Annotated in this window: 20 protein-coding genes; 9 read left to right on the top strand and 11 right to left on the bottom strand. The window is 50.1% G+C overall.

Translation table 11 applies throughout. From position 1 onward, the window contains the following. Nucleotides 1-81 precede the first annotated feature (81 nt). From DWY25_RS06800 to DWY25_RS06820, 4 genes are all read right to left on the bottom strand, one after another. Entirely contained in the window at nt 82-2,055 is a 1,974-nt protein-coding gene (locus DWY25_RS06800; RefSeq protein ID WP_117894605.1) for a M56 family metallopeptidase, read from the bottom strand. Between the two features lie 629 nt (nt 2,056-2,684). After that, on the bottom strand, nt 2,685-3,476 hold the full coding sequence (locus DWY25_RS06810; protein ID WP_006061286.1) for a gluconate 5-dehydrogenase: 792 nt from the start codon (nt 3,474-3,476) through the stop codon (nt 2,685-2,687). Between the two features lie 45 nt (nt 3,477-3,521). Then, nucleotides 3,522-4,364 carry a 5-dehydro-4-deoxy-D-glucuronate isomerase gene (kduI, locus tag DWY25_RS06815; protein WP_117894606.1) on the bottom strand — a complete coding sequence of 281 codons (843 nt, stop codon included), beginning with the start codon at nt 4,362-4,364 and terminating at the stop codon, nt 3,522-3,524. A gap of 77 nt (nt 4,365-4,441) precedes the next feature. Continuing rightward, nucleotides 4,442-5,413: a helix-turn-helix transcriptional regulator gene (locus DWY25_RS06820; RefSeq protein WP_117894607.1), complete on the bottom strand. Its 972-nt coding sequence runs from the start codon at nt 5,411-5,413 to the stop codon at nt 4,442-4,444. 95 nt (nt 5,414-5,508) lie between these two features. Here DWY25_RS06820 and DWY25_RS06825 point away from each other — a divergent pair, with 95 nt between their 5' ends. Together DWY25_RS06825 and DWY25_RS06830 are read left to right on the top strand one after the other, a co-directional pair. Further along, nucleotides 5,509-5,793 (top strand): HIRAN domain-containing protein, encoded by a 285-nt coding sequence (locus DWY25_RS06825; protein ID WP_117894608.1) that lies wholly within the window; start codon nt 5,509-5,511, stop codon nt 5,791-5,793. A 1-nt stretch (nt 5,794) separates the two neighbouring features. Then, a complete protein-coding gene (locus DWY25_RS06830; protein ID WP_117894609.1) occupies nt 5,795-6,919 on the top strand; it encodes a hypothetical protein in 1,125 nt (374 codons plus the stop codon). Nucleotides 6,920-7,026: 107 nt separating this feature from the next. On the opposite strand, the gene DWY25_RS06835 is transcribed toward DWY25_RS06830, so the two are convergent. The 4 genes from DWY25_RS06835 to DWY25_RS06850 form a co-directional block, all read right to left on the bottom strand. Then, nucleotides 7,027-9,600, bottom strand: coding sequence for an ABC transporter permease (locus DWY25_RS06835; RefSeq protein ID WP_117894610.1), 2,574 nt, complete (start codon nt 9,598-9,600; stop codon nt 7,027-7,029). Next, nucleotides 9,597-10,280, bottom strand: coding sequence for an ABC transporter ATP-binding protein (locus DWY25_RS06840; protein WP_006061294.1), 684 nt, complete (start codon nt 10,278-10,280; stop codon nt 9,597-9,599). The genes DWY25_RS06835 and DWY25_RS06840 overlap by 4 nt, the downstream gene beginning before the upstream one ends. Nucleotides 10,281-10,358: 78 nt before the next feature. Further along, nucleotides 10,359-11,354, bottom strand: a complete 996-nt coding sequence (locus DWY25_RS06845; RefSeq protein ID WP_117894611.1) for a sensor histidine kinase — start codon at nt 11,352-11,354, stop codon at nt 10,359-10,361. A gap of 3 nt (nt 11,355-11,357) precedes the next feature. Then, nucleotides 11,358-12,044 (bottom strand): response regulator transcription factor, encoded by a 687-nt coding sequence (locus DWY25_RS06850; protein WP_006061296.1) that lies wholly within the window; start codon nt 12,042-12,044, stop codon nt 11,358-11,360. A gap of 182 nt (nt 12,045-12,226) precedes the next feature. On the opposite strand from DWY25_RS06850, the gene DWY25_RS06855 reads away from it, so the two are divergent. From DWY25_RS06855 to DWY25_RS06865, 3 genes are all read left to right on the top strand, one after another. Next, nucleotides 12,227-12,679, top strand: a complete 453-nt coding sequence (locus tag DWY25_RS06855) for a hypothetical protein (RefSeq protein ID WP_117894612.1) — start codon at nt 12,227-12,229, stop codon at nt 12,677-12,679. Continuing rightward, nucleotides 12,672-13,007: a hypothetical protein gene (locus DWY25_RS06860; protein ID WP_117894613.1), complete on the top strand. Its 336-nt coding sequence runs from the start codon at nt 12,672-12,674 to the stop codon at nt 13,005-13,007. Before DWY25_RS06855 ends, DWY25_RS06860 begins: the two co-directional genes overlap by 8 nt. A 129-nt stretch (nt 13,008-13,136) precedes the next feature. Further along, on the top strand, nt 13,137-13,508 hold the full coding sequence (locus tag DWY25_RS06865) for a GNAT family N-acetyltransferase (protein WP_117894614.1): 372 nt from the start codon (nt 13,137-13,139) through the stop codon (nt 13,506-13,508). A 282-nt stretch (nt 13,509-13,790) separates the two neighbouring features. Here DWY25_RS06865 and DWY25_RS06870 read toward each other — a convergent pair whose 3' ends face one another. The 3 genes from DWY25_RS06870 to DWY25_RS06880 all read right to left on the bottom strand — a co-directional run bounded on the left by DWY25_RS06870 (nt 13,791) and on the right by DWY25_RS06880 (nt 16,577). Beyond that, nucleotides 13,791-14,693 carry a phosphotransferase gene (locus tag DWY25_RS06870; protein WP_117894615.1) on the bottom strand — a complete coding sequence of 301 codons (903 nt, stop codon included), beginning with the start codon at nt 14,691-14,693 and terminating at the stop codon, nt 13,791-13,793. Between the two features lie 67 nt (nt 14,694-14,760). After that, nucleotides 14,761-15,981, bottom strand: a complete 1,221-nt coding sequence (gene pepT, locus DWY25_RS06875; RefSeq protein WP_117894616.1) for a peptidase T — start codon at nt 15,979-15,981, stop codon at nt 14,761-14,763. Then, nucleotides 15,978-16,577, bottom strand: a complete 600-nt coding sequence (locus DWY25_RS06880; protein WP_117894617.1) for a DUF1349 domain-containing protein — start codon at nt 16,575-16,577, stop codon at nt 15,978-15,980. The genes pepT and DWY25_RS06880 overlap by 4 nt, the downstream gene beginning before the upstream one ends. Before the next feature lie 232 nt (nt 16,578-16,809). Between DWY25_RS06880 and DWY25_RS06885 the strand changes: the two genes are divergently transcribed. The 4 genes from DWY25_RS06885 to DWY25_RS06900 all read left to right on the top strand — a co-directional run. Further along, nucleotides 16,810-17,208, top strand: a complete 399-nt coding sequence (locus DWY25_RS06885; RefSeq protein WP_181981730.1) for a MarR family winged helix-turn-helix transcriptional regulator — start codon at nt 16,810-16,812, stop codon at nt 17,206-17,208. Beyond that, a complete protein-coding gene (locus DWY25_RS06890) occupies nt 17,199-20,105 on the top strand; it encodes an acyl-CoA dehydratase activase (protein WP_117894619.1) in 2,907 nt (968 codons plus the stop codon). Before DWY25_RS06885 ends, DWY25_RS06890 begins: the two co-directional genes overlap by 10 nt. Next, complete coding sequence (locus DWY25_RS18015) at nt 20,098-21,390, top strand: 2-hydroxyacyl-CoA dehydratase (protein WP_117894620.1); 1,293 nt, start codon at nt 20,098-20,100, stop codon at nt 21,388-21,390. Before DWY25_RS06890 ends, DWY25_RS18015 begins: the two co-directional genes overlap by 8 nt. A gap of 219 nt (nt 21,391-21,609) precedes the next feature. Further along, the coding region (locus DWY25_RS06900) for a hypothetical protein (RefSeq protein WP_147336670.1) at nt 21,610-21,830 on the top strand (221 nt) is incomplete at its 3' end.

Below are 21,830 nucleotides of genomic sequence, written 5' to 3' on the forward strand. Positions count from 1 at the left end.
TATTCCTTCTTTCTTTTATTAAATATCTAAAAATGAAAAACAGATTTAGTTACCTTACTCTATTGTTTATAGGTTCTATATTTAATACGCTTTAGCTACTTCAACGATAATCGGCGCTTTCGTCAATTCCAGTTCATTCAATATCGCATCAAGTAAATTGTACCTCAATGTTTCATGATCGCTGTCCTGAAGATTATTCAGCCGTTCATTGAGCGCTTGATCGACGCGAGTTTGCAGATCAAGGATCGATATTAACTGACGAATTGAAGCCTCATCCCCAAATGCGATATAAGCCTGCGCCAAGATGCCTTCTTCCTTATTCTCACAAATCGAACTGATTGGTAAGTTTACAATACTCAAATTATAAACTCTTACGTTATCAGAAGTCACGACAATATATTCTCTACCTGTCCGCATATCCGCAAGTTTGCGGATTTCATCAATTCCCAGCTTCTGTAATTCTTCCCATGTTACATCAAGCTGGACCACTTCTTCCGGTAAGTCGTCAATGGCTTTCTCTATAGAAAGCAATGCGAATTGAGAAATAGTTAAACCATATTTTTGTGCGGTTTGATTGAGTTCCTCTTCTAAAATAACATGAAAGTCTGTGTTTTTTTGTCTTCCAAGGATCTGCGATATTTGATCCTCTGTTAGTTGATTCAGCTCATTTGTGATCTGGTTCTTTACTGTTTCATAGCACTGTTCTTCATCCTTCAAGCTGACGCATTGATTATCGCCATCCTGCGTATAAACAACATTTATCAGATAATTAGATTCCTTCAACGAAAGATACGGAACGTCGAGTGTAATTTCATAGGGTAGCTCCATAAGCGTCATAGGCCGCGGATAACTATTCATTCCTTGCAGCGCAAAACCTTTCGATTTAATCGATTCCATCAATTGATTCATTCCTTCATTATACTGTTGAATCGAATCATTTTTATGTTCTTCCCGATAGGTATCAACTAGAACACGTTCCTTACTCAACGCCTGTTCCCGCAAAGCGGAGAAGTCCAAAGAAGAAGCATAAACTTTGCCGTTTACAGGTTCATGGCTAGCCAGCGGCGTTGCCAGGAAATTCCGGATCTCCTTTTCCTTCATCACGCATCCTGCCATTATAACCAAAGCGGCCACAATCAGCACCTTTTCCCAATTCATTTTAAATTGCTTCTGATTTATGACCCGTGCCAGCCGCTCCTGAAGCTGTTTCGGCTTTAACATAAAGCCCGTGGACAGAATCGGCAGCGAGTGTGAGGAACGCGCCTGCCTCAGCAGCAGGCTGCCATAGCGCTGCCGCTGTTCCAGCGTGCAGTTTTGGATTACAGCTTCATCGCAGGCTTGTTCGCAATATTGATTCATCTGAATTTCCAACAGATAAACAATCGGATTAAACCAGTAAACAACCCGGGCGATCACGCTTAACAATCTTATCCAGCTGTCATATCGCCGGATATGAATCAACTCATGGGTAAGGACCAACGTCAGCTCTTCCTTTACCCAGTCTTGTTCCGGTAAAATCAAAGTGGGATGAAGCAACCCCAGCGCGCACGGCGTTGCGATCCCACGGCACATCATCAGCCGAATGTGCCGCTTCAGCTTCATCTGTGACTGAAGCTGGCGTAATGATTCAAGTTCGGCAGACCCTGCCAGCCTTGACCATCGACGAATATATTTCAGACTTTCCCGGTTGCGGATCAGATTGATTCCCAGGGCTACCGCGCAGCCGCCCAGCCATAAAAGAGTGACGATCTGAGTTCCGTTCATTCCTGGTTCTGATGGATTTGATCCTGACGCTGTTGACATCGCGGAAGCAACCGGCGTCTGGGATTCAATCCAGACTTCACTCAGCGGCAGCGATCTGACGGGTTCGACGATCTTCGAAGAAACAGGCAGCTGAATTTTAACAGGAATCAATAACCCCAGCAGCAGGATGATGCAGATTCCATAAGCGGTTCGAGAAGATTGATGATGCGTACGGCGAAGGATAAAGAGCACGATCAGCGTTAACAGCGAATGCGGCAGACAATGCCGGAATATCAGCTCCGCCCCGTTCATCCGTCTGTCTTCCGTTTCATTTTTATGTCAAATAACTTCAGATCGACCTGCGATTCCTTTTCCCAGACAACCTTCATGATCTCGAATTCGGCTTCCAGGAGTTTTCGTGATAGCTTCATGTTTTTATCCCTTCCTTCCACCAATATTCTACATTTGTCTAAAATGCTTGTCAACCCAATATTAGACAAACGTCTAATATACTTTATTTCTTTTTACCCCCTTGCCAACAAACGCTCTTTCTGTTTTTCACGCAGAAAAAAACTGCGCCGGGGAAAGCGCAGCCTTTTCTCCCGTGAAAACAGGGGAGGGTTTTCATCGGGATCATGATTATTAATTTAAGAGAAGAGGGAAAACTATTTTATTTCTATATTTTGAGAAGAGGAAAATATTTTGAATTTTAAGCTGTACTCCTTGGATGCCTCCTTTCCTGATGACTGTATTATAGGAAAAAATTATGGGATAACAATGTTTTTTCTGTGATCGTTCCGTGATGAATCATTACAAATTTTTAACGAATTCCGGTGGAAATACTAAAGATACCGGGGCAGGTGATTTTCTTCCGGTATGGGATGAAAAACAAAAAACGCTCCCCTTTTCAGGAAAGCGTTCTGATGATCGATTGAGAAACCTTACTGCGGCTGTTTGCCGATGTAAGCCAGGATACCGCCGTCAACGTACAGAATGTGACCGTTGACAAAGTCGGAAGCATCGGAAGCCAGGAATACCGCCGGTCCCATCAGATCTTCCGGTTTGCCCCAGCGAGCGGCCGGTGTTTTGGAAATGATGAAGCTGTTGAACGGATGACCTTCAACACGCAGCGGAGCGGTCTGCGGCGTTTCGATATAACCCGGGCCGATACCGTTGCACTGGATATTGTATTCGCCGTATTCAGAAGCGATGTTCTTCGTCAGCATTTTTAAGCCGCCCTTAGCTGCCGCGTAAGCGGAAACTGTTTCGCGTCCCAGTTCGCTCATCATCGAACAGATGTTAATAATCTTGCCATGACCCTTCTTGATCATGCCCGGGATGACAGCCTTGGAAACGATGAACGGACCGTTCAGGTCAATGTCGATGACTTTGCGGAAATCCGCAGCCGCCATTTCCAGCATCGGGATCCGCTTGATGATTCCCGCGTTGTTGACCAGGATATCGATCACGCCGACTTCAGCTTCGATCTTCTTTACCAGTTCGTTGACGGCCGCTTCATCCGTAACGTCGCAGACATATCCGTGCGCCGGAATGCCTTCTTCCTTATAAGCCGCCAGCCCCTTATCGACCAGTTCCTGGTTGATATCGTTGAAGACGATCGTCGCGCCTGCCGCTGCGAAGCCGCGGGCAATATTGAAGCCGATACCGTAAGAAGCACCGGTGATCAGAGCGACTTTGCCCTGCAGAGAGAAGCTGTTCATGAAATTTTCCATTTTTATTTCTCCTTTTTTATTCGTTATCGTATGAGTTGAATGCGTTTAACGCAGTTCTGCCGTCGGGATATTGTCCATATCGTCGAACGCTTTGTTTTCGCCGCCCATCGCCCAGATGAACGTATAGTTGCTTGTGCCGCAGCCGCTGTGAATGCTCCAGGACGGAGAGATCACGGCCTCTTCGTTCTGCATGACGATATGACGGGTTTCTTTGCCTTCGCCCATCATATGGAAGACGACGTTGTCTTCCGGGATGTCAAAGTAGAAATAAACTTCCATGCGGCGCTCGTGCGTATGCGCCGGCATTGTGTTCCAGACGCTGCCTTCTTCCAACCGCGTTAAGCCCATCGACAGCTGGCAGGTTTCCAGCACGTCCGGATGAATGAACTGATTGATCGTTCTTGCGTTGGATGTTTTTAAATCACCCATCGGACGCTTGTTCGCATCCTGAATTGAGATAAAAGTCGTTTTGCACGGCTTATGCGCCGGCGCGCTGACCATATAGAATTTTGCCGGATGTGCGGCATCATCGCTCGCAAAGGTGACTTCTTTTGTCCCCATCGTGATATACAGGCAATCTTCATGCCCCATTTTGTATTCGGCGCCGTCTGCAGTGATCACGCCCGGTTCGCCAATGTTGAAGATCCCGATTTCCCGGCGTTCCAGGAAATAATGCGTGCCGAAATTTTTCCAGCAGTCGATGCCCTTGTCAATTGAAACCATTTCGTTGACCGGCATGCAGCCTAAAGTGACCATGCGGTCGACGTGCGAATAAACCGCGGTAACTTCATCGGCTTTGAACAGATCAGTAATCAGGAATTCATCCCGAATCTCATCTGTGGTGTAACGCTTGAAATCCCGCTGGTTAACAGAATAACGAATATCCATAATCGCGTCCTCCTTTTTCTTTCTGTCCCTATCATACCGCATTCTCCTCAACTTGTATACAAGTTTTAGAAACTTTTTTATTTTTTCTCGTAACGGCTCAGCGCAGCGCTGAAAATTGCCTTCATTTCTTCCCTGACGGAGGCCGGTTCCAGAATTTCCATCCACTTCGCATACTGCATCGCCAGGTAAATCACGCCTTCGCGGCTGCCCTTCACCCGCGTAATAAAATGCTCCGGATCCTGCGTGACAATTTGAATTTCCCTGCCGAAATGATCGACGATGTCATCCAGAATCCGCCGGTGGCATAACAGAATAAAATCAAGCACTTCCCCGCCGTACATGTAAACTTTTGTCTTGGCATATTCGTAAGGATCGCACAGCGGCCCCAGCGGTTCCTTCAGCGCCTCGCGTTTTTGGATATTGCGGATCTTATCCACACGGTAATGACTGAAATCCCGATATTTTTCATGGCGGGCAATCAGATATGTTTTCTCATTCTCATAGACGAGATAAACCGGTTGAACGACGTAGGGAGCGGTGCGGCGGGGAACCAGCTGCAGTTTTTCATTATATTGCACATAATCGAATTCCACTGCGCATTTTTCTTCCACTGCTTCCAACAGGATTTGCAGACTGAAGAAGAAATCCTGATTGTCTTTCTTGCGCAGATTATCAATATAAACCATATTGCGATATTTTTGAGCGGTGTAGCGGCTCTGAGTCGCCAGGAGCTTTTTGATCAGATCGTTGGAATGCTTGCGGGGAATAAAATTTGACGCATGGACGGCATTGCACAGAAGCATGATTTCTGATTCTTCAAAATCCCGGTTATCCAGATAATATCCGTGTCCGTTTTCCTGGTAGGTGCTGATTTCATAACCAAATTCCTTCAACATCTGAATATTGGCGTACAGGGTCCGCCGTTCAATCGGGCATTGATACTGCTGCTCCATTTTCTGTTGAATCTGCGCCGCTGTCAGCGGATGATCGCGGTCGCTTTCCTGCCGCAGAATCTCCAGAACCGCCAGCACGCTCGTTTTCTTTTCCATCGCTTTATCACCTCTGTCTTCATTATAGAGCTGGCAGGTTTTTTGTACAGTTAAAAAGCTATAATGACGCTGTAAATAAAAAAGGAGTGAGATTCATGAATTACATCACGATCGTCGCAACGCACCAATTCTTCGGAACCGACATCTTTAAGGTCGGTCAGATCCTGACCGGCGTCAAAGAACCGGAAAACAGCTATGACAGTGAAGCGATCAAAGTCGTCACAGAAAGCGACGTTCCCTGTGGTTACATTGCCAACAGCGTGCATACGGTCGCAAAAGGCTGCCATTCCGCCGGACGGATTTATGATTCCTTCGAGAACCGGGTCAAAATGAAAGTGCTGTTTATTGTTAAAAACGTCGTCATCGCAGAAATTCTTTAATATGAAAAAGTTTAAGATCATTTTCCAGGCGCTGTTCCGCAGGCTTTTAGCTCACTGGAAAAAACCGTCCGCGCCTGTTGTTTCCCCTTCGGCAGCCCCCTTGCCGTCCCTGCCGGTCTTTCCGTTTCCGGTTCACAGCGGAGATCTGGTTTGGTGCTTAATGCCGCTGCCTCAAAAAGAGCTGGATCAGATTCCGGAAGGTCACCAGATCCGGCCGTATTGGATCGCAGCGGTGAAAACAGATCATGTGACAGGGTTTTACTGTTCATCCAAGCCGATTAAAAAGTGTCCCGCCGCTTCCCAGTTCGTTATTTCCAATGCCGTGACGCAAATCCGCGATACCCATGTCGATCTGCGGCGGATCTTCCGCATTCCGGTTGCGAATCTGATCGAGCCGATCTGTTCAGTTCCCGCCGTCGTTCAAAATCAGGCGAATAAACGGTTGATTCTGCAGCATCGTCAAAATCAAAACCGGCCGGCTTTCCGGTTTCCTGTTCCGCTCATTCCAGCGCCTGGGGATCTTCTGCATTCGCGTGGATTGATCCTGGACTGCAGCGAACAGAGCTGCACGATTGTTCCCCGCTGCAACCCCAACGCAGAGAGCGCTGTCGGCGGCAGGATTAACAACAGAGTCTTCTATTTCAATGCCCGCCAGACGCAGACGCTCCCGTTATTTAAGCTCACTGCGAACGATATCGCCGGACTGGCGGATTGGGAGCTTCTTTCCCGAATCCGTTTAGAAAACAGAAAAGCACGGTCGCGGACTTCACCGCCCAAACACAAACAGAACGCCTATGTCCGCAAACCAGCGCCGTTTGCCTGCGGTCAGATTTTAGAGGAATGGGGCGGCCAGCAATATGTGTTCCTCTGCGCGACCCGCACCCATCGGTATGGGTATGTTTATGACGATTTTATGCCCGACAAGCTTGTGTGTCTGAAATCTGATCTGATCGTCACCCCTGAACGGCTTCCAGAGGATCAGCTGAACGACGATCTTGAAGCCTTGATCGAAGTCCAGGAGAATCCGCAGATGATCCAACTCCTTCGGCAGGTTCAGAAACAGAAAGATCTGCCTTTCCCTTTCCTTCGCAGCACTCCGCCTAGATACAGAATTTCCGCGGTCTGAAATCGCCGGAAAAACAGCCGGGTTATCGTAATTGGAATTCCCGATGATTGAATTCCAGTTTTAACCTGAAAAAACGGAATCCGTGCGGACTCCGTTTTTTATTCTCGTTATTCTTCTTCCTTCAGCGTTTCAATGATATTTTCTTTTCTTACTTTCCGCGTCGCATAGCTCATCATCGTCATGACCATCAGCATCAGCACGGCGACCCCGCCGAGCATCATCGGCCATGGCATTGTGAATGAAAACCAGAAACTTCCCTGCATCAAGTTGTAGTGAAGCAAAGTGATCAGATACAGACTGACAGGAATGCCGATGGCTGCCGCGCCCAGTCCGTAAAACAGACTTTCAAGCCGGATCATACGATTGAATTTCTTTTCATCCATGCCCACTGACCGCAGCATCGCAAACTCCTTGCGCCGCAGCCCGATGTTGGTCGAGATCGTATTGATAACGTTGACCAGGCAGATCATGCAGATCAAGGTGATAAATCCGTAGATAAAGATGGAAACAATCGTCAGCAGCGTTTTATCTTCCCGCTGATTCTGAACCGGACTGTACCAGCTGAAGCTGTGCGTAAGATTCTGCTTGCCAATTTCATCGATCTGCTGGATCATCGTTTCCTGCTGTCCCGGAACTGCCCGCAGGTACAGCTTATCGCTGTAAGACCGTGAACCTTTCGCTTCTGTCAGAAGCGTATTCAGATTTGAAACCGGAATCAGCACCGCAAGGTTGCCGCCGTATACGATTTCGCTGGAATACAGATCCATGTCCGCGGCGAGCGCCATCGGTTTTATCGTCAGCGTTTCTCCCGCGTCGCCGATCGAGATCTTCAAGGTTTCCGGCATGCTTTGCAAGAACGGAACGTCCGCATACCGTTTTTTCCCGTTCTCCGTGATCTGCGCTCGATAACGGTTAAAGAGGATTCCCGGGATCACGTCGTCGGCAGGATCTGCCATCATCGCTTCTGAAATTTGATTTTCAGCCAGAATTTGTGCGTATGATTCATCATCCACCGCAAACAACAGCGCCGGATATTCTTCCCCAATCCCTGACCAGTAGTCGTCGAAGTCAAGATTCTGCGTATGCACGGCGGCATACACCTGGGTAATCCGCTGGGTGCCGGCAACTGAAGTCAGCTGGCGAAGCTGGGTGAAGCTGGGCTTTTCTTCGAGAAAGGAATGCGAAGAATAATCCGTGACCCAGGCGTCAGCGAGTTCATCCTGACTGGTCATGCCCACGGCCTGAATCATCATTGTCATAATCGAGGTCACCGTCGTAAACAGAATCAAGCTGACCGCCAGCGATAAAATGGTCAGTCCGGCTTTGCGGCCGCTGCGCTGGATATTTTTGACAGCCAATTCGCCCTCGACACCCCACAATTTTCCCGCGACGAAGGAGAAGAAGCGATGGCGGCGTTTCAGCTTCACTTTCTGCGGCTGACGAATCGCCTGGATCGGCGTCATCCGCGCGGCTTTTAAGGCCGGCAGCCAACAGGCAAGGACGATCATCACTACGGAACAAATTACCGTCAAGGCAACCGCGGGAAAGGAAACCACCGTATGAAACGGAACATCGGCGGAAAGGAATTCCAACGATTGAAGCATTGGATTAATCACGCGCAGCGTTACCGCCATTCCGCAGATCCCCGCCAGCACGCCTAACGGTATGGCCGCCAGCGCGATCATCAGCCCTTCCTGAACCACACACCAGAATTTCTGACGAGAAGTCGCGCCGACACTGGCCAGAATCCCGAACTGCCGGCTGCGTTCAGTCAGTGAAATCGCGAATGCGTTATAAATCAGAAATACCGATCCAGTGATGATAATGAACAATGTCAGCGTCGCCGCTGAGGCGACCATGGCGAAATAACTGTTTTCCCAGAATGGACCGCGAAACCGCAGGACGTTGTTATTCACCCCTGCAGCCGGATACAGCTTGATCTGAAGCTGCGGAAAATCTTCCTGCGGCCGCTGACCGGAATATTTTAATTTAACATATACAACCGGATCCACACCGGGATTCGTTTCGGAACGGGACGTGATCGCGGTATAACCCGGCGACCAGCGCGGTTCCAGATCCGAACGTTCCATGATTCCAACCACAGTGTAATTTCGCGGCTGCGGATCAGCGATCGTTTCCGGCTGTTCCGGATCGTAAGGATTGTTTTGATTTAACGGCTGATCCGGACTTTCCTGCAGCACCCGCTGGCCTGTCTGCAGCGTAATCGTCTGACCCAGTTCAATTTCAACGCCGCCATTGTAGGCAACATGCTCGGAAACCAACAGCTCGTTTTCATTTTCCGGCAGCCGTCCGGAGACTAAATGCAGGCCAAGCCGCTGGAAACCTTCCTCGTCGCAGGCCCGGATAAACCAATACGGCTTGTATTCGTTCTGACTTTCCGGTAAGACGGCATAGCCCAGATCATCAACCGTAAAGGTGTGATCCACCTGTTTATCCGTATTTAAATACTGAATTTCAGTTTCATTCAGATCGCTGTAAGCCAGCTCCCAGTCGCCCGTTTCATAGATTGCCTTGCGTTCCATATAATCAAGAAACGAGGAAGCGAACACGCTGACAGCCGTGATCATCGCGACAGAAATGACGATCCCCATCCCCGTAAACAATGTGCGCCGGCGGTTAACCTTCAGCGATTGAAAGGTATATTGATGCAGGATATTCATTGCCGGATCACCTGATCGGAACTGATCCGTCCGTCTTCAATCGCGATGATGCGGTCGGCCTGCAGCGCGATATTTTCATCATGGGTGATGACGATGCAGGTCTGATTGCGCTGCTTGTTCGATATTCTCAGCAGCGTCATGATCTCCTGAGTGTTGCGGCTGTCCAGATTGCCGGTCGGCTCATCCGCAAGCAGGATCGCCGGATGATGAATCAGCGCTCTTCCGATCGACACCCGCTGCTGCTGCCCGCCGGAAAGCTGGCTGGGCAGAAAATTCCGCTGTTTGGTTAATCCCAGCTGCTCTAACAGCTGATCGACCGTGTCCCGGTCGACTTTACGCCCGTCCAGACGCAGCGGCAGCGTAATATTCTCCTCGACCGTCAGCACCGGAATCAAATTGTAAAACTGATAGATCAGACCGACTTGACGGCGGCGGAACACCGCCAGCTTATCTTCCTTTAAGTCCGTGATCACCGTTCCGTCGACGACGACCTGACCTTCGCTGGGCTGATCGACGCCGCCCAGAATATGCATCAGCGTTGATTTTCCTGATCCGGAAGGTCCAACAATCGCAACGAATTCGCCTTTATTCACCGTAAAACTGACATGATCCAGCGCCGCGATCTGCAGCGCTCCGCGGCCGTAAAACCGGCTGCAGTTTTGCACGCTTAATATTTCCATGAGTATTCCTCCTGACACAATCAATATAAACGAAACGGATGACACGCCGATGAAACCGCGGATGACAAATTCGTCATGTTAAATCACCTGGCGGACAAACCGGATTAAAAACCGCGATCCCCGGCCCGGCGTACTTTCCACGCTGAGCGTCCCGGCCTGTGCGGCTAAAATCTGCTGGGACATCGCCAAGCCGATACCGACGCTGTCCGGCTTCGCATTTTTACCACGGTAAAACCGTTCAAATAAGTGCGGCAGATCCTGCGGATCGATCCCCTCCCCGTTGTCCTCGATCACAATCTGATCGACCAGAGCTGTGCGCGTACAGAGAATCCGGATCTGTCCGTTGGGCGCATGTTCGGCGCAGTTGCGCAGAATATTCCCCAGCGCTTCCGCCGTCCAGTTTTCATCGACCGTCAAAACAAACGATTCCGGACATTCCAGCACCCATTCCACATTATTCCGCAGCATCTCCGCTTCCGCTTGGGACAGCGCCTTGTTAATCAGGGCGCGGATCGTTATGGAATTGGGCAAAAACTGCACCGCTCCCGCCTGCAGCTTCGCCATTTTGAGCAGTGACTGAATCAGCCAGCGCATCCGCGTCAGCTGAGCGGCGATCAAGCGCAGAAATTCCTGCTGCCGAACCGTATCCATGTCCGGCTGCTGCATCAGATCGACCATCATCATCATTGAGGTCAGCGGTGTTTTCAGCTGATGAGAAATATCGCTGAGCGAATCGGAAAGAAACTGCTGCTGCGCCTGCAGCTGTTCCGCACTTTCCCGCAGCTGAACCGTCACCTTATAGATCTCGCTGTGCAGAATACTCAGTTCCCCTTCCTCATAATCCTGCGGATTCATTTGATAAAGGCCTTCCCGGACCCTGCGCATCTGATCGTTCAGCTGCCGTAGCCGGCGGTAGCGCCACGCCGTAAACAGACAGAACGCACTGATCAAAACAGCGGCCAGGCTGACACAGACAATCAGCATCTCCCGGGACGCCGCTGCGGCGATCAGAAAAAAGGGCAGGCATAATCCGATGCAGCCCAGGATAAAAATTTTGATTTCACGATTTCGCATCTGTCATTCCCCCAGTTTGTAGCCTAACCCCCGGATCGTCCGGATCAGCTGCGGATGCGCCGGATCATCCTCCAGCTTTTCCCGCAGCCGTTTAATATAAACCGTCAGCGTATTGTCATTGACGTATTCCCCGCCCAGATCCCAGATCGCTTCAAACAACTGGTCGCGCGTCATGACCTGATTGCGGTGCGTCGCCAAAATTAATAAAAGCCGGTATTCCATGCCTGTCAGAAAGACTTCCTGATTATTCTTAAACACCCGCGCAGCGATCGTATTGATGCTTAAATCCTGATAGTTGATCGTCGTTTCGGCCTGTTTTTTTCCGGCCCTGCGCAATACGGAATTCATCCGGGAAATCAGCTCACGCACGCGAAATGGCTTCGTGATGTAATCGTCCGCCCCCAGATCCAGCCCCATGACAATATTGACCTCATCGTCGCAGGCCGTCAGAAAAATCACTGGAATTTCTTTCAGCCGGGAGTCCTCGCGCATCCGCTTGCAGATCTCATAGCCGCTGCCATCCGGCAGCGTCACGTCCAGCAGCACCAGATCAAAGCTCTCCTGTTGGATCAACTCCAGCCCCTGCGTCTTGGTCATCGCGGTCATGACCTCGTAGCCTTCCTGACTCAGCGTATATTGCAGCGCCGTTAAGATCGCGCTGTCATCCTCTACGCAGCAAATTTTATTCATGTTTATCACCTGGTTTTATTATAACCGATCTAACCGCCTGACACATGACGAGTTCGTCACTTTGAAACTGACAATTTCATGACGATTGTCCCGGGCCGATTGTTGTCGGCTTGGATTTCCTTTATAATAGCCTTAAGTTAAGGGGCCATCAATAGACTTAGAAAAAGAAAGAAGGCGTCATCATGACAAAGTGGAAATGTTTTGCGGACAGCTGGAAATGTTCGGTAATTCTGATCGCAGCGATTTTAGGCTGCTTATTTTTTCTGCCGGAGATGCGCAGCATCCGCCAGCTGATGTTTGCCCCTGCCGCCATCAAGCCGCAGGATTTCTGGGATATTCAAATTCAAAACTCTGACAACGAACAAACTGAGATCATCTTTCAGCCGTATTCCTATGAGGAACAAACGTTTTTCCAGGCGTTAAGCGAACGGAGCTGTCTGCTTGCGGAAATCAATGATCATCCGCTTCAGGTGATATTTCCCGGGCAATCCATAAAACTCCATGAAAATGATCAAATCCGCCTTCTCTGGCTGGTCGATCCTCAATTAGAATCTCAGCTTAAATCGCGTGTGATTCCAGATCAAGCCCTGGTTTTCACTCACGGCCAGCTGCAGGAGGACGTTGATCATGAATAAGAAAATACGGATTCTGAATATTTTTTTAAGCTTGATCTTAATTGGAATTGTCGTTGTTCACTTTCAATTTGAAGTTCCCGCACTCCACTTCAACCAGCCGATTATCGAGGAATGGGAGGATGACTTCGCCAGCGGCGGCGGCTTCGGCGACGCGCTTACCGACGCGATCGAAACCGCGGCCAGTAATCAGGATTGGCAGCGGGCCTGGCAACTGAGCCAGCTGTACGCTTTCGTTTATGCCAGACCGGACATTCAAAACGGAAAACTGTGTTGGATTGACACCGCGGGCGGACAAAGAAAAACGGTCTGCGGAGTTTTAGAACCGTAGCGATTCAGGTACCCGATTCTCTTCATTGGCTATTCACTTCCTATTCAGCAGTTGATAAACAAGACACATTGTAAGAACCCCCTATTTTGTAAAAAAACATTCCATTCATTATTGAAAGAAGGACAACGCATGATGCTTACTTTTCAAGCCGCTTTCGAAGAAGAAATCGATCTTATTTACCAGCTGTATCGACGTTGTGTTCTAACAAGCCGCGGCAGTTGGGATGACGAATACCCGACCCGAGATTTTGTGGAACAGGATTATCTTCGCCAGGGATTAATGACTTTGAAAAACGAACAGGGCGAGATCGTCGCGGCGGGTGCGATCACACCGGCGGATGAACTGGAAGATTTAGAATACCGCACGGCTTTGCTTCATCCTCTGGAATTAAGCCGTTTAGCAACAGATCCGCAGTTTCAGGGGCGGGGATATGGTAAGCTCCTGCTGCAAGGTTTAATGGAAGAAGTACGCAAACGGGGGCTGATGGAATTCAGTTGTTAGCGGCCAAAGAAAACGCACCGGCCCTGGCCTTGTATCGCGGCGCTGATTTTCAAGAGAAAGGCAGCTGCCGGATGTACGATACTGACTTCATCCTGTTTGAAAAGAAATTGTAAAAGAAGATAAAGCTCAAAAAAACAGGAAGTCCACGTCTGCCTCAGCGGTCAGATTGACTTCCTGTTTTATTTTTATCGTTGTCAGAACAGGCAGACCTAAAATCCAACTTCCCGTCAACCAGATGATAGGTCTGCCGATGGCGAATCAGACAGGGAAGAGAAAACGAACTCACGGCTTGAAAATCGTGTTTAATTCATTGATGAAATCCAGATACTTTGTGATCAGAGCATCCCAGCTTTCCGGAGTTTGAAAGCTGATGACGGCTAACACACCCCGTAGTAACCAGAAACGGATCGCGGCCCATAGTTTGGATTGATCAATCGCTTGATATGTGTCGCCATAACTGTTCAAAAAGGCTTCGATCATTAAAGGATACAGCGCGTGGTCGGGTTCGCTTTGAATACAAGAGGAAAGACTGGCGGCTAAATCAAAATAACCATCGCCCAGCCGGGCTTCGCCAAAATCAATAATTCGCAGACCCGAGGTTGTCCAAAGCATATTCCACAATCCCAAATCTCCGTGTATCGGCTGATCTTCACGCAGATTGATTATCAAGCTGTCCTGAAGCAAACTATGAATTGCAGCCTGATGCTCAGCTGTGACCGCCGTCGGAAATCCTGCGATCCGGCTTTGGGCTTTTTGCTTCAGCTGTCTTAAAGCAAACCGGTCAGGAACAACTGGCAGAGTCATCCGCTTGTGGAACAAAACTTTCTGCATCCGTGCCACGGTCTTTCCTACATGCGCGGCCAGTTCCACGCCCCGTGGTTTATCTGGCGAAGGCTGCATATATTCCTGAAAGTTAAAGAATTTCCCTTGGTCCTGAACATAAGCAGCTTTTGTTATTGTGAGCTTAAGACCAGGTGCAATTCCCTGCGGCGCCAAAACAGCGGTGAATTCCGCTTCCGTCTTGGCTTGAGCTTCCGACGCGATTTCCCTGAAAATTCCCTGAGTTTCACCGCACATGATCTTGCGGGCATGACTGGAAATACCACTATGAATTTCTTCTATTATTATTGGTTCTTCTCCCGGCAGCCACTGCCGAAGAATTCTTTCTAATCGTTCTGTTTCCATCGATGTTCCCTCATCTTTAGTTGATCGTGTAAAAAGCTGAACCCTTACGATTCAGCCTTTTCATTTTCTATTTCTTTAAATTCGTCGTCGCTTTTACGATGTTCAGCAGAATCTCTACCACCTTGTGCATCTCCTGCACGCTGCATACTTCGTAACGGCCATGGCAGTTCGCCCCGCCGGTCCCCAAGTTCGGACATGGCAGACCCATGAACGTCAGCCGCGCTCCATCGGTGCCGCCGCGAACTTTTTCCACCCATGGCTGCAAACCCGCTTCTGTGATCGCCTGTTTCGCCAGATCTACAATCCATTCCTGATCCTTCAGGATTTCCTTCATATTTCGATACGATTCCTTAATCTCCACCTGCACCAGCGGCTGTCCGTATTTCTGATTCATATACGTCTCCGCCGCCTTCATCGTGGCCATCTGCGCCTGGAACTGCTCGCTGTCATGATTGCGGATGATATATTCCATCACCGTCTGTTCAACATTGCCCTCCATATTGTTCAGATGATTAAAACCTTCGGTCCCCTCGGTATATTCCGGACGGTTGAACACCGGCAGCATCGCGTGGAATTCCATCGCGACGTTCAGGGAATTGATCATCTTGTGCTTCGCGCTGCCCGGATGGATCGAGAAGCCTTGAACCGTGACCTTCGCGCTGGCTGCGTTGAACGTTTCATCACTGATCGCTTCCATCTCGCCGCCGTCAACCGTATACGCGAAATCCGCGTGGAAATTCGCAACGTCGAACAAATCCGCACCGCGGCCGATTTCCTCATCCGGCGTAAAGCCGATCCGGATCTCGCCATGCTTGATTTCCGGATGCGTCAGCAGCGTTTCCGCCATCGTCAGAATATCTGCGATGCCCGCTTTATCATCTGCCCCCAGCAGCGTATTGCCGTCGGTAACGATCAGATCCTGACCCGTATATCGCGCCATATTCGGGAAATCGCTGACCTTCAGCGTAATCTTGTCGTTCAGTGCGATATCCTTGCCGTCGTAATGAGCAATCATCCGCGGATTGACGCCTTCGCCGCAGAAATCCGGCGCGGTATCCATGTGCGCGATAAAGCCGACGGTCGGCACCTCATAGTCCAGATTCGACGGGATTCTGCCGTACAAATAGCCCTGATCCTCCCGAACCTCCTGGATGCCCAGCTGTTCCATTTCTTCTTTCAATACCTTTAACAGATCCAGCTGACAGGCCGAGCTGGGGACGGTCGGACTTTCCGGATCCGAAACCGTGTTGATTTTCGCATAGCGAATTAAACGCTCTTCTGGGGTCATAATTTATTCCTCTTTTCTTCCCATTGCAGGCTTTCAATCATCATATCAAAAAACTCAGCGTCAAACGTCGAATCCTTGGGACTGCAGGCATAAAACCCAACCTGTGCGACACCCTCGGTGAACGGCAGCGCAAACTCCCGCAGCCATTTGAATTTCTGACCGTTAAACGAAAATTCGACGCGGAATTCATTCTGCCACCGATGCAGCCGCAGCGTCAGCGTATGAATGCCGCTGGAGATCGGCATGCCGGCCCAGTCAGAGAAACCGCCGTACGTCACCGTTGAACAGACCGACGACGCTTGTTCGTCGCGATATTCAATTCCCGCCTTGCACCAGCAGGAAGGATCGCTCATGACAAAAATCCCCAGCTGATCATAAACTTCATGCAGCTGCGCACGAATCGTTACCGTCAATGTGAAATCCTGACGGATCGGAAGCAAGAGCGCATGCCCGTTGAATTTATTCAGCTGACGGGCCTGGTTGATCCAGAAATCCGTCGCCGGTTCTGTACTGAAAATGATCCGGCTGCGTCCGATCGTCCATAAGGACGGACGGTTCATCCAGACCAGCAGCGAAGTATCCAGCCGTTTTTTCATACTTATCCTTCCTAACTATTTTTATTATATCAAATTCCCCGGCAAATAGGTTTTTGAAAGTGAAAAGAAGATGAAAAGAAGACGAATTTCAGGCAATCGAATTGACTTTTTTATTTAAATGGTTAATATTTAATGCATTAATTATTTAAAATCAAGGATTGGGGATGACTGTATGCACTATGAAGCCGATGAAAATGAGCTTATGAATCTTGTACGGAGTGTGAACAATCACATGAATCACGTATTAAATCAGTTCTATTCACCCTACGGTTTAACACGTCCGCAGGCGATAGTTCTTTCGGAAATTGAACGAAATGGCCCGGTTACCGTCAGTCTTCTGGCGCATCGTCTGGGCATGACCACCAGCAATCTCTGCCTGATTGCGCAGCGGCTGGAGAAAAGCGGCTTCTTAAAGCGAAAACGGGATCCGCAGGATCAGCGCAGCGTGATTTTGATCAACACCGCCAAAAGCCACGACCTGATCCATCAGGTACAGGAAAACGTCAATGAAATGATCCGGCAGCGGCTGAAATACACCGATCCCGAAAATATGGATAAGATAATGGAGGGACTGCGGTTGTTAAACGCCGTCATGATAAAACAGAATCAGGGGGACAAAGCATGCGATTAGGAATAGATATTGGTTCGACGACGATCAAATATGTCGTCCTGGATGACGCGGGACGATGCATTGATCAGGATTATCAGCGGCACAGCTGCCAGATCACGGAAAAGCTGATCGAGGTGCTGCAGCGTGTATCTGCCAAATACAATCAGACGGCCATGGCGTTAGCCGTGTCCGGCTCCGCCGCGATGGGCCTGCAGGAAAAATGCAGCCTGCCGTTTGTGCAGGAAGTGTACGCGACCCGGATTGCCGCGACGAAAAGACTCGAGGAAGTCGACTGCATCATCGAGCTGGGCGGCGAAGACGCGAAGATTCTGTTTCTCAGCGGCGGTCTGGAAGTCCGGATGAACGGCACCTGCGCCGGCGGTACAGGCGCGTTTATCGATCAGATGGCCACGCTTTTAAACTTAAGCGCGGAAGAAATGAACGAAGCCGCTAAACAGGCGGAGAAGATCTACACGATCGCCTCCCGCTGCGGCGTGTTCGCCAAGTCGGATATCCAGCCGCTGATCAACCAGGGCGCGGATAAAGAGGACCTGGCCGCCAGTATTTATCAGGCGGTCGTCAATCAGACGATCCAGGGACTGGCGCAGGGGCGTAAAATCGAAGGTCATGTCGTCTATTTGGGCGGACCGCTGACCTTCAACAGCGAGCTGCGCGCGGCGTTTGATAAAACATTGAAGCTCACCGGCGTCTGTCCGGAAAACAGTCTGTATTACGTCGCGATCGGCACCGCGTTATTAGCGGAAGAACCGGTGAATTTCGCCGACGCCATCGAACAGCTGCAGACAATGGACGCATCCAGCTTTGTCCGTTCCCTGCCGCCGTTGTTTGCGGACGAGGACGAATACCGCCGGTTCAGCGAGCGGCATCAGCGCAATCAGGTCCGGGTTCATGAACCGAAAGAAATTACCGGCCGCTGCGCTTTGGGCATCGACGCCGGCAGCACGACGGTCAAAATGGTGCTGATCAACGAACAGGAAGAAATCCTGTATTCGATGTATCAGCCCAACCAGGGCAACGCGCTGCAGTTGGTCCGGGAAGCGCTGATCGAATTGATGCGCGCCAACCCGCGGATGGAAATCGTGTCCAGCTGCGTCACCGGCTATGGCGAAGATCTGATCCGCAGCGCCTTCGGCGTCGACGCCGGCATCGTGGAAACAATGGCGCATTTCACCGCCAGCCGCAAATATATGCCGGACGTCGACTTCATCATCGACATCGGCGGTCAGGATATCAAATGCTTTAAAATTCATAACGGCACGATCGACAACATCTTCCTGAACGAAGCCTGTTCCAGCGGCTGCGGCAGCTTCCTGCAGACGTTCGCCAATGCGCTGGGCTATGAAATCGAGGATTTCTCGCGGCTCGGCCTGTTCGCCAAACATCCTGTCGATCTGGGCAGCCGCTGCACGGTCTTCATGAATTCCTCAGTCAAGCAGGCGCAGAAGGACGGGGCGACGATCGACGAAATCTCCGCGGGTCTGTCGATCAGCGTTGTTAAAAACGCCTTGTATAAAGTCATCCGGACCGCCGACGCGCGGTCTCTGGGCAAACATATCATCACCCAGGGCGGCACCTTCTACAACGACGCGGTGCTGCGGGCCTTCGAGCAGGAACTCGACACCGAAGTTATCCGGCCGAACATCGCCGGTCTGATGGGCGCTTACGGCTGCGCGCTGCATGCCCTGCGCCATTGCCCGGATGCATCGTCGCTGCTGAATCTTGATCAGCTGGAACACTTCCACAACGAAATCCGCTATGTCCAGTGCGGTTTGTGCAACAACCATTGCCGGCTGACCGTCAACCAGTTTTCCGACGGCCGCAAATATATCGGCGGCAACCGCTGCGAACGCCCGGTTACGAAAAAAAGCACGGCTCAGGACTTAAACATCTACGCCGTCAAGCGCGAGTTGTTAAGCCAGTACAAGCCGGTTCCCGGGCCGCGGGGGAAAATCGGCCTGCCGTTAGCCTTAAATATGATGGAGCTGCTTCCATTCTGGCACACCTTCTTCACAGAGCTGGGCTTCGAGGTCGTCACCTCCGGCTTCGCTTCGCTGGAAAAATACCAGAAAGCGCAGAACTCAATTCCTTCCGACACGATCTGCTTCCCGGCCAAACTGGTTCACGCCGCGATCCAATCGCTGCTCGACCAACAGATCCCGGCGATTTTCTATCCGTGCATGACCTACAACATGCGTGAAAAAAATGCCGACAACAATTATAACTGTCCGGTCGTCGCTTACTATCCGGAAGTCATCGCCGCCAATATGCAGCAGGTGACGCAATGTGATTTCATCTACGATTATGTCGGCATTCACCGTCAGAAGAATTTCCCGGTCAAGGTTCATAAAATCCTGAACCAGCACTTCCGCGTCGGTCTGCGCGAGGTGATCAAGGCCAGCAAGAAGGCGTATGAGGCTTATGATCAGCATCTGGAAACAATCCGGCAAAAAGGGCAGGAAATCATCACGCAGGCGCAGCTGGATGATCGTGAAATCATCGTGCTGGCAGGCCGGCCGTATCATGCCGATCCTCTGGTTTCCCATGATATCGACAAACTGATCACCAGCTACGGCGCAGCGGTCATCAGCGAGGATGTCATCAACGAGGAAGTCGGCAAGAAGGAGCTGGGCGTCTGGAACCAATGGACATATCACTCCCGGCTGTACGCCGCGGCCCGCTATGTCGCGACGCAGGAAAAGATGAATCTGGTGCAGCTGGTTTCCTTCGGCTGCGGCGTCGACGCGATCACAACTGACGAAGTGCGGGAGATTCTTGAGGAACACGGCAAGATTTACACGCAGATCAAAATTGACGAAATCACCAACCTGGGCGCGGTCAAAATCCGTCTGCGGTCCCTGTTCGCCGCGCTGAAGCAGGAGGAAGAACATCATGACTGACAATAAAGTTTTATTCACGAAAGAAATGCAGAAGGACTATACGATCCTGATTCCGATGATGGCGCCGATCCACTTCCAGCTGCTGCGCAACGTGCTGGTCCACAGCCGGTACAACGTCGAGCTGTTGGAAAACACCGGTCCTTCAGTCGTCGAGCAGGGTCTGAAATATGTCCATAACGATACGTGTTATCCGGCGCTGCTGGTCATCGGTCAGATGATCGACGCACTGAAAAGCGGAAAATACGACGTTCACAAGACGGCGCTGATCATCACCCAGACCGGCGGCGGCTGCCGCGCGAGCAATTATATTTATCTGCTACGCAAAGCCTTGAAAAAAGCAGATCTCGGCTTTGTCCCGGTTATTTCCCTGAATTTATCGGGATTAGATTCCCAACCGGGTTTTAAATTAAGCCTGTCGATGCTGCAGAAGATGTTGTGCGCGCTGGTCTATGGCGATCTGTTGATGGATCTGACCAATCAGGTACGGCCGTATGAAGTGACTTCCGGCACTGCCGATCAGCTTTGCCAGCACTGGATTGACGACCTCAGCCGCCAGTTTAACCGCCGTCAGGGCTTATCCATTGGGGATATGAAACGCAATATGCGCGATATCGTCATGTCTTACGCCGCGATTGAGCGGGAAAAACGGGACTTAGTCAAGGTCGGCATCGTTGGTGAAATCTATATTAAATATTCGCCGCTGGGCAACAACAGCCTGGAGAAGTTCCTGGCAGAGCAGCAATGTGAGGTAAAGCTGCCGGGGATGATGGGCTTCATGTTGTACTGCGTCTACAACGGCGTCGAAGACGTCAAGCTGTACGGCGGTGGTTTCGTCAAAAAACAGCTGATGAGTTTCGTCTATTCGCTGGTGCTGAAACTGGAGAAAATGACGATCGACGCGATCCGCACTTATTCCGATTTTGAAGTGCCAGGCTCATTTCCGGAAATGAAAGCGGGCGCTGAGCAGATTATCGGTCTGGGGGCGAAGATGGGCGAGGGCTGGTTATTGACCGGCGAGATGGTTGAATTGAATAAAGCAGGGTTTAAAAATATTATCTGTACCCAGCCGTTTGGCTGTCTGCCGAATCATATCGTCGGCAAAGGCATGATCCGCAAAATCCGCGAACAGGATCCGGACTGCAACATCGTCGCGATCGATTATGACCCAAGCGCAACACAGGTCAATCAGGAAAACCGGATTAAACTGATGTTGTCCATCGCGCGGGAAAATATGAAAAAAGCAGAAACTGACACGGTATCCATACCTGTACCCGAGGCTGAGTAGCTCAAATTTCAATATAACGCAAGAAGGCTGAATCCGCCTTCTTTTTTTATCTTTAGCTTCCTTATCTTAGCGTTGTTTTGTTTTGATTTCTATTTGGGATCCGCGACCTTTACAGCTTGTGAAAAAGAACCTTCATTCTGTGAAAAAATGATGAAAAATGAAGAAATAACGGGGCTTTTCGCAAAAAAGCGCAATAGGTATAAGGGAGGGATAAAACCTATGACTTTAATAAAAGCGAAAAAGCAACGTTCCAAACCTCAGGCTCCATCCAACTACAAGCTGCGCTGTACGAATGACTTTGTGTTCAAATCCCTGATGACTTATGATCCGGAGATTGGAAAACGGCTGGTAAAAGATCTGACCGAAAGTATCCGGGATTATGTCGTAGACAAGGTCGATCTGACTTCTACGGAGCTGTTGACCGAAGGCTTCCAGGCCAA

The sequence above is a fragment of the Holdemania filiformis genome (genome assembly GCF_003459085.1).
GTDB lineage: Bacteria > Bacillota_I > Bacilli_A > Erysipelotrichales > Erysipelotrichaceae > Holdemania > Holdemania filiformis.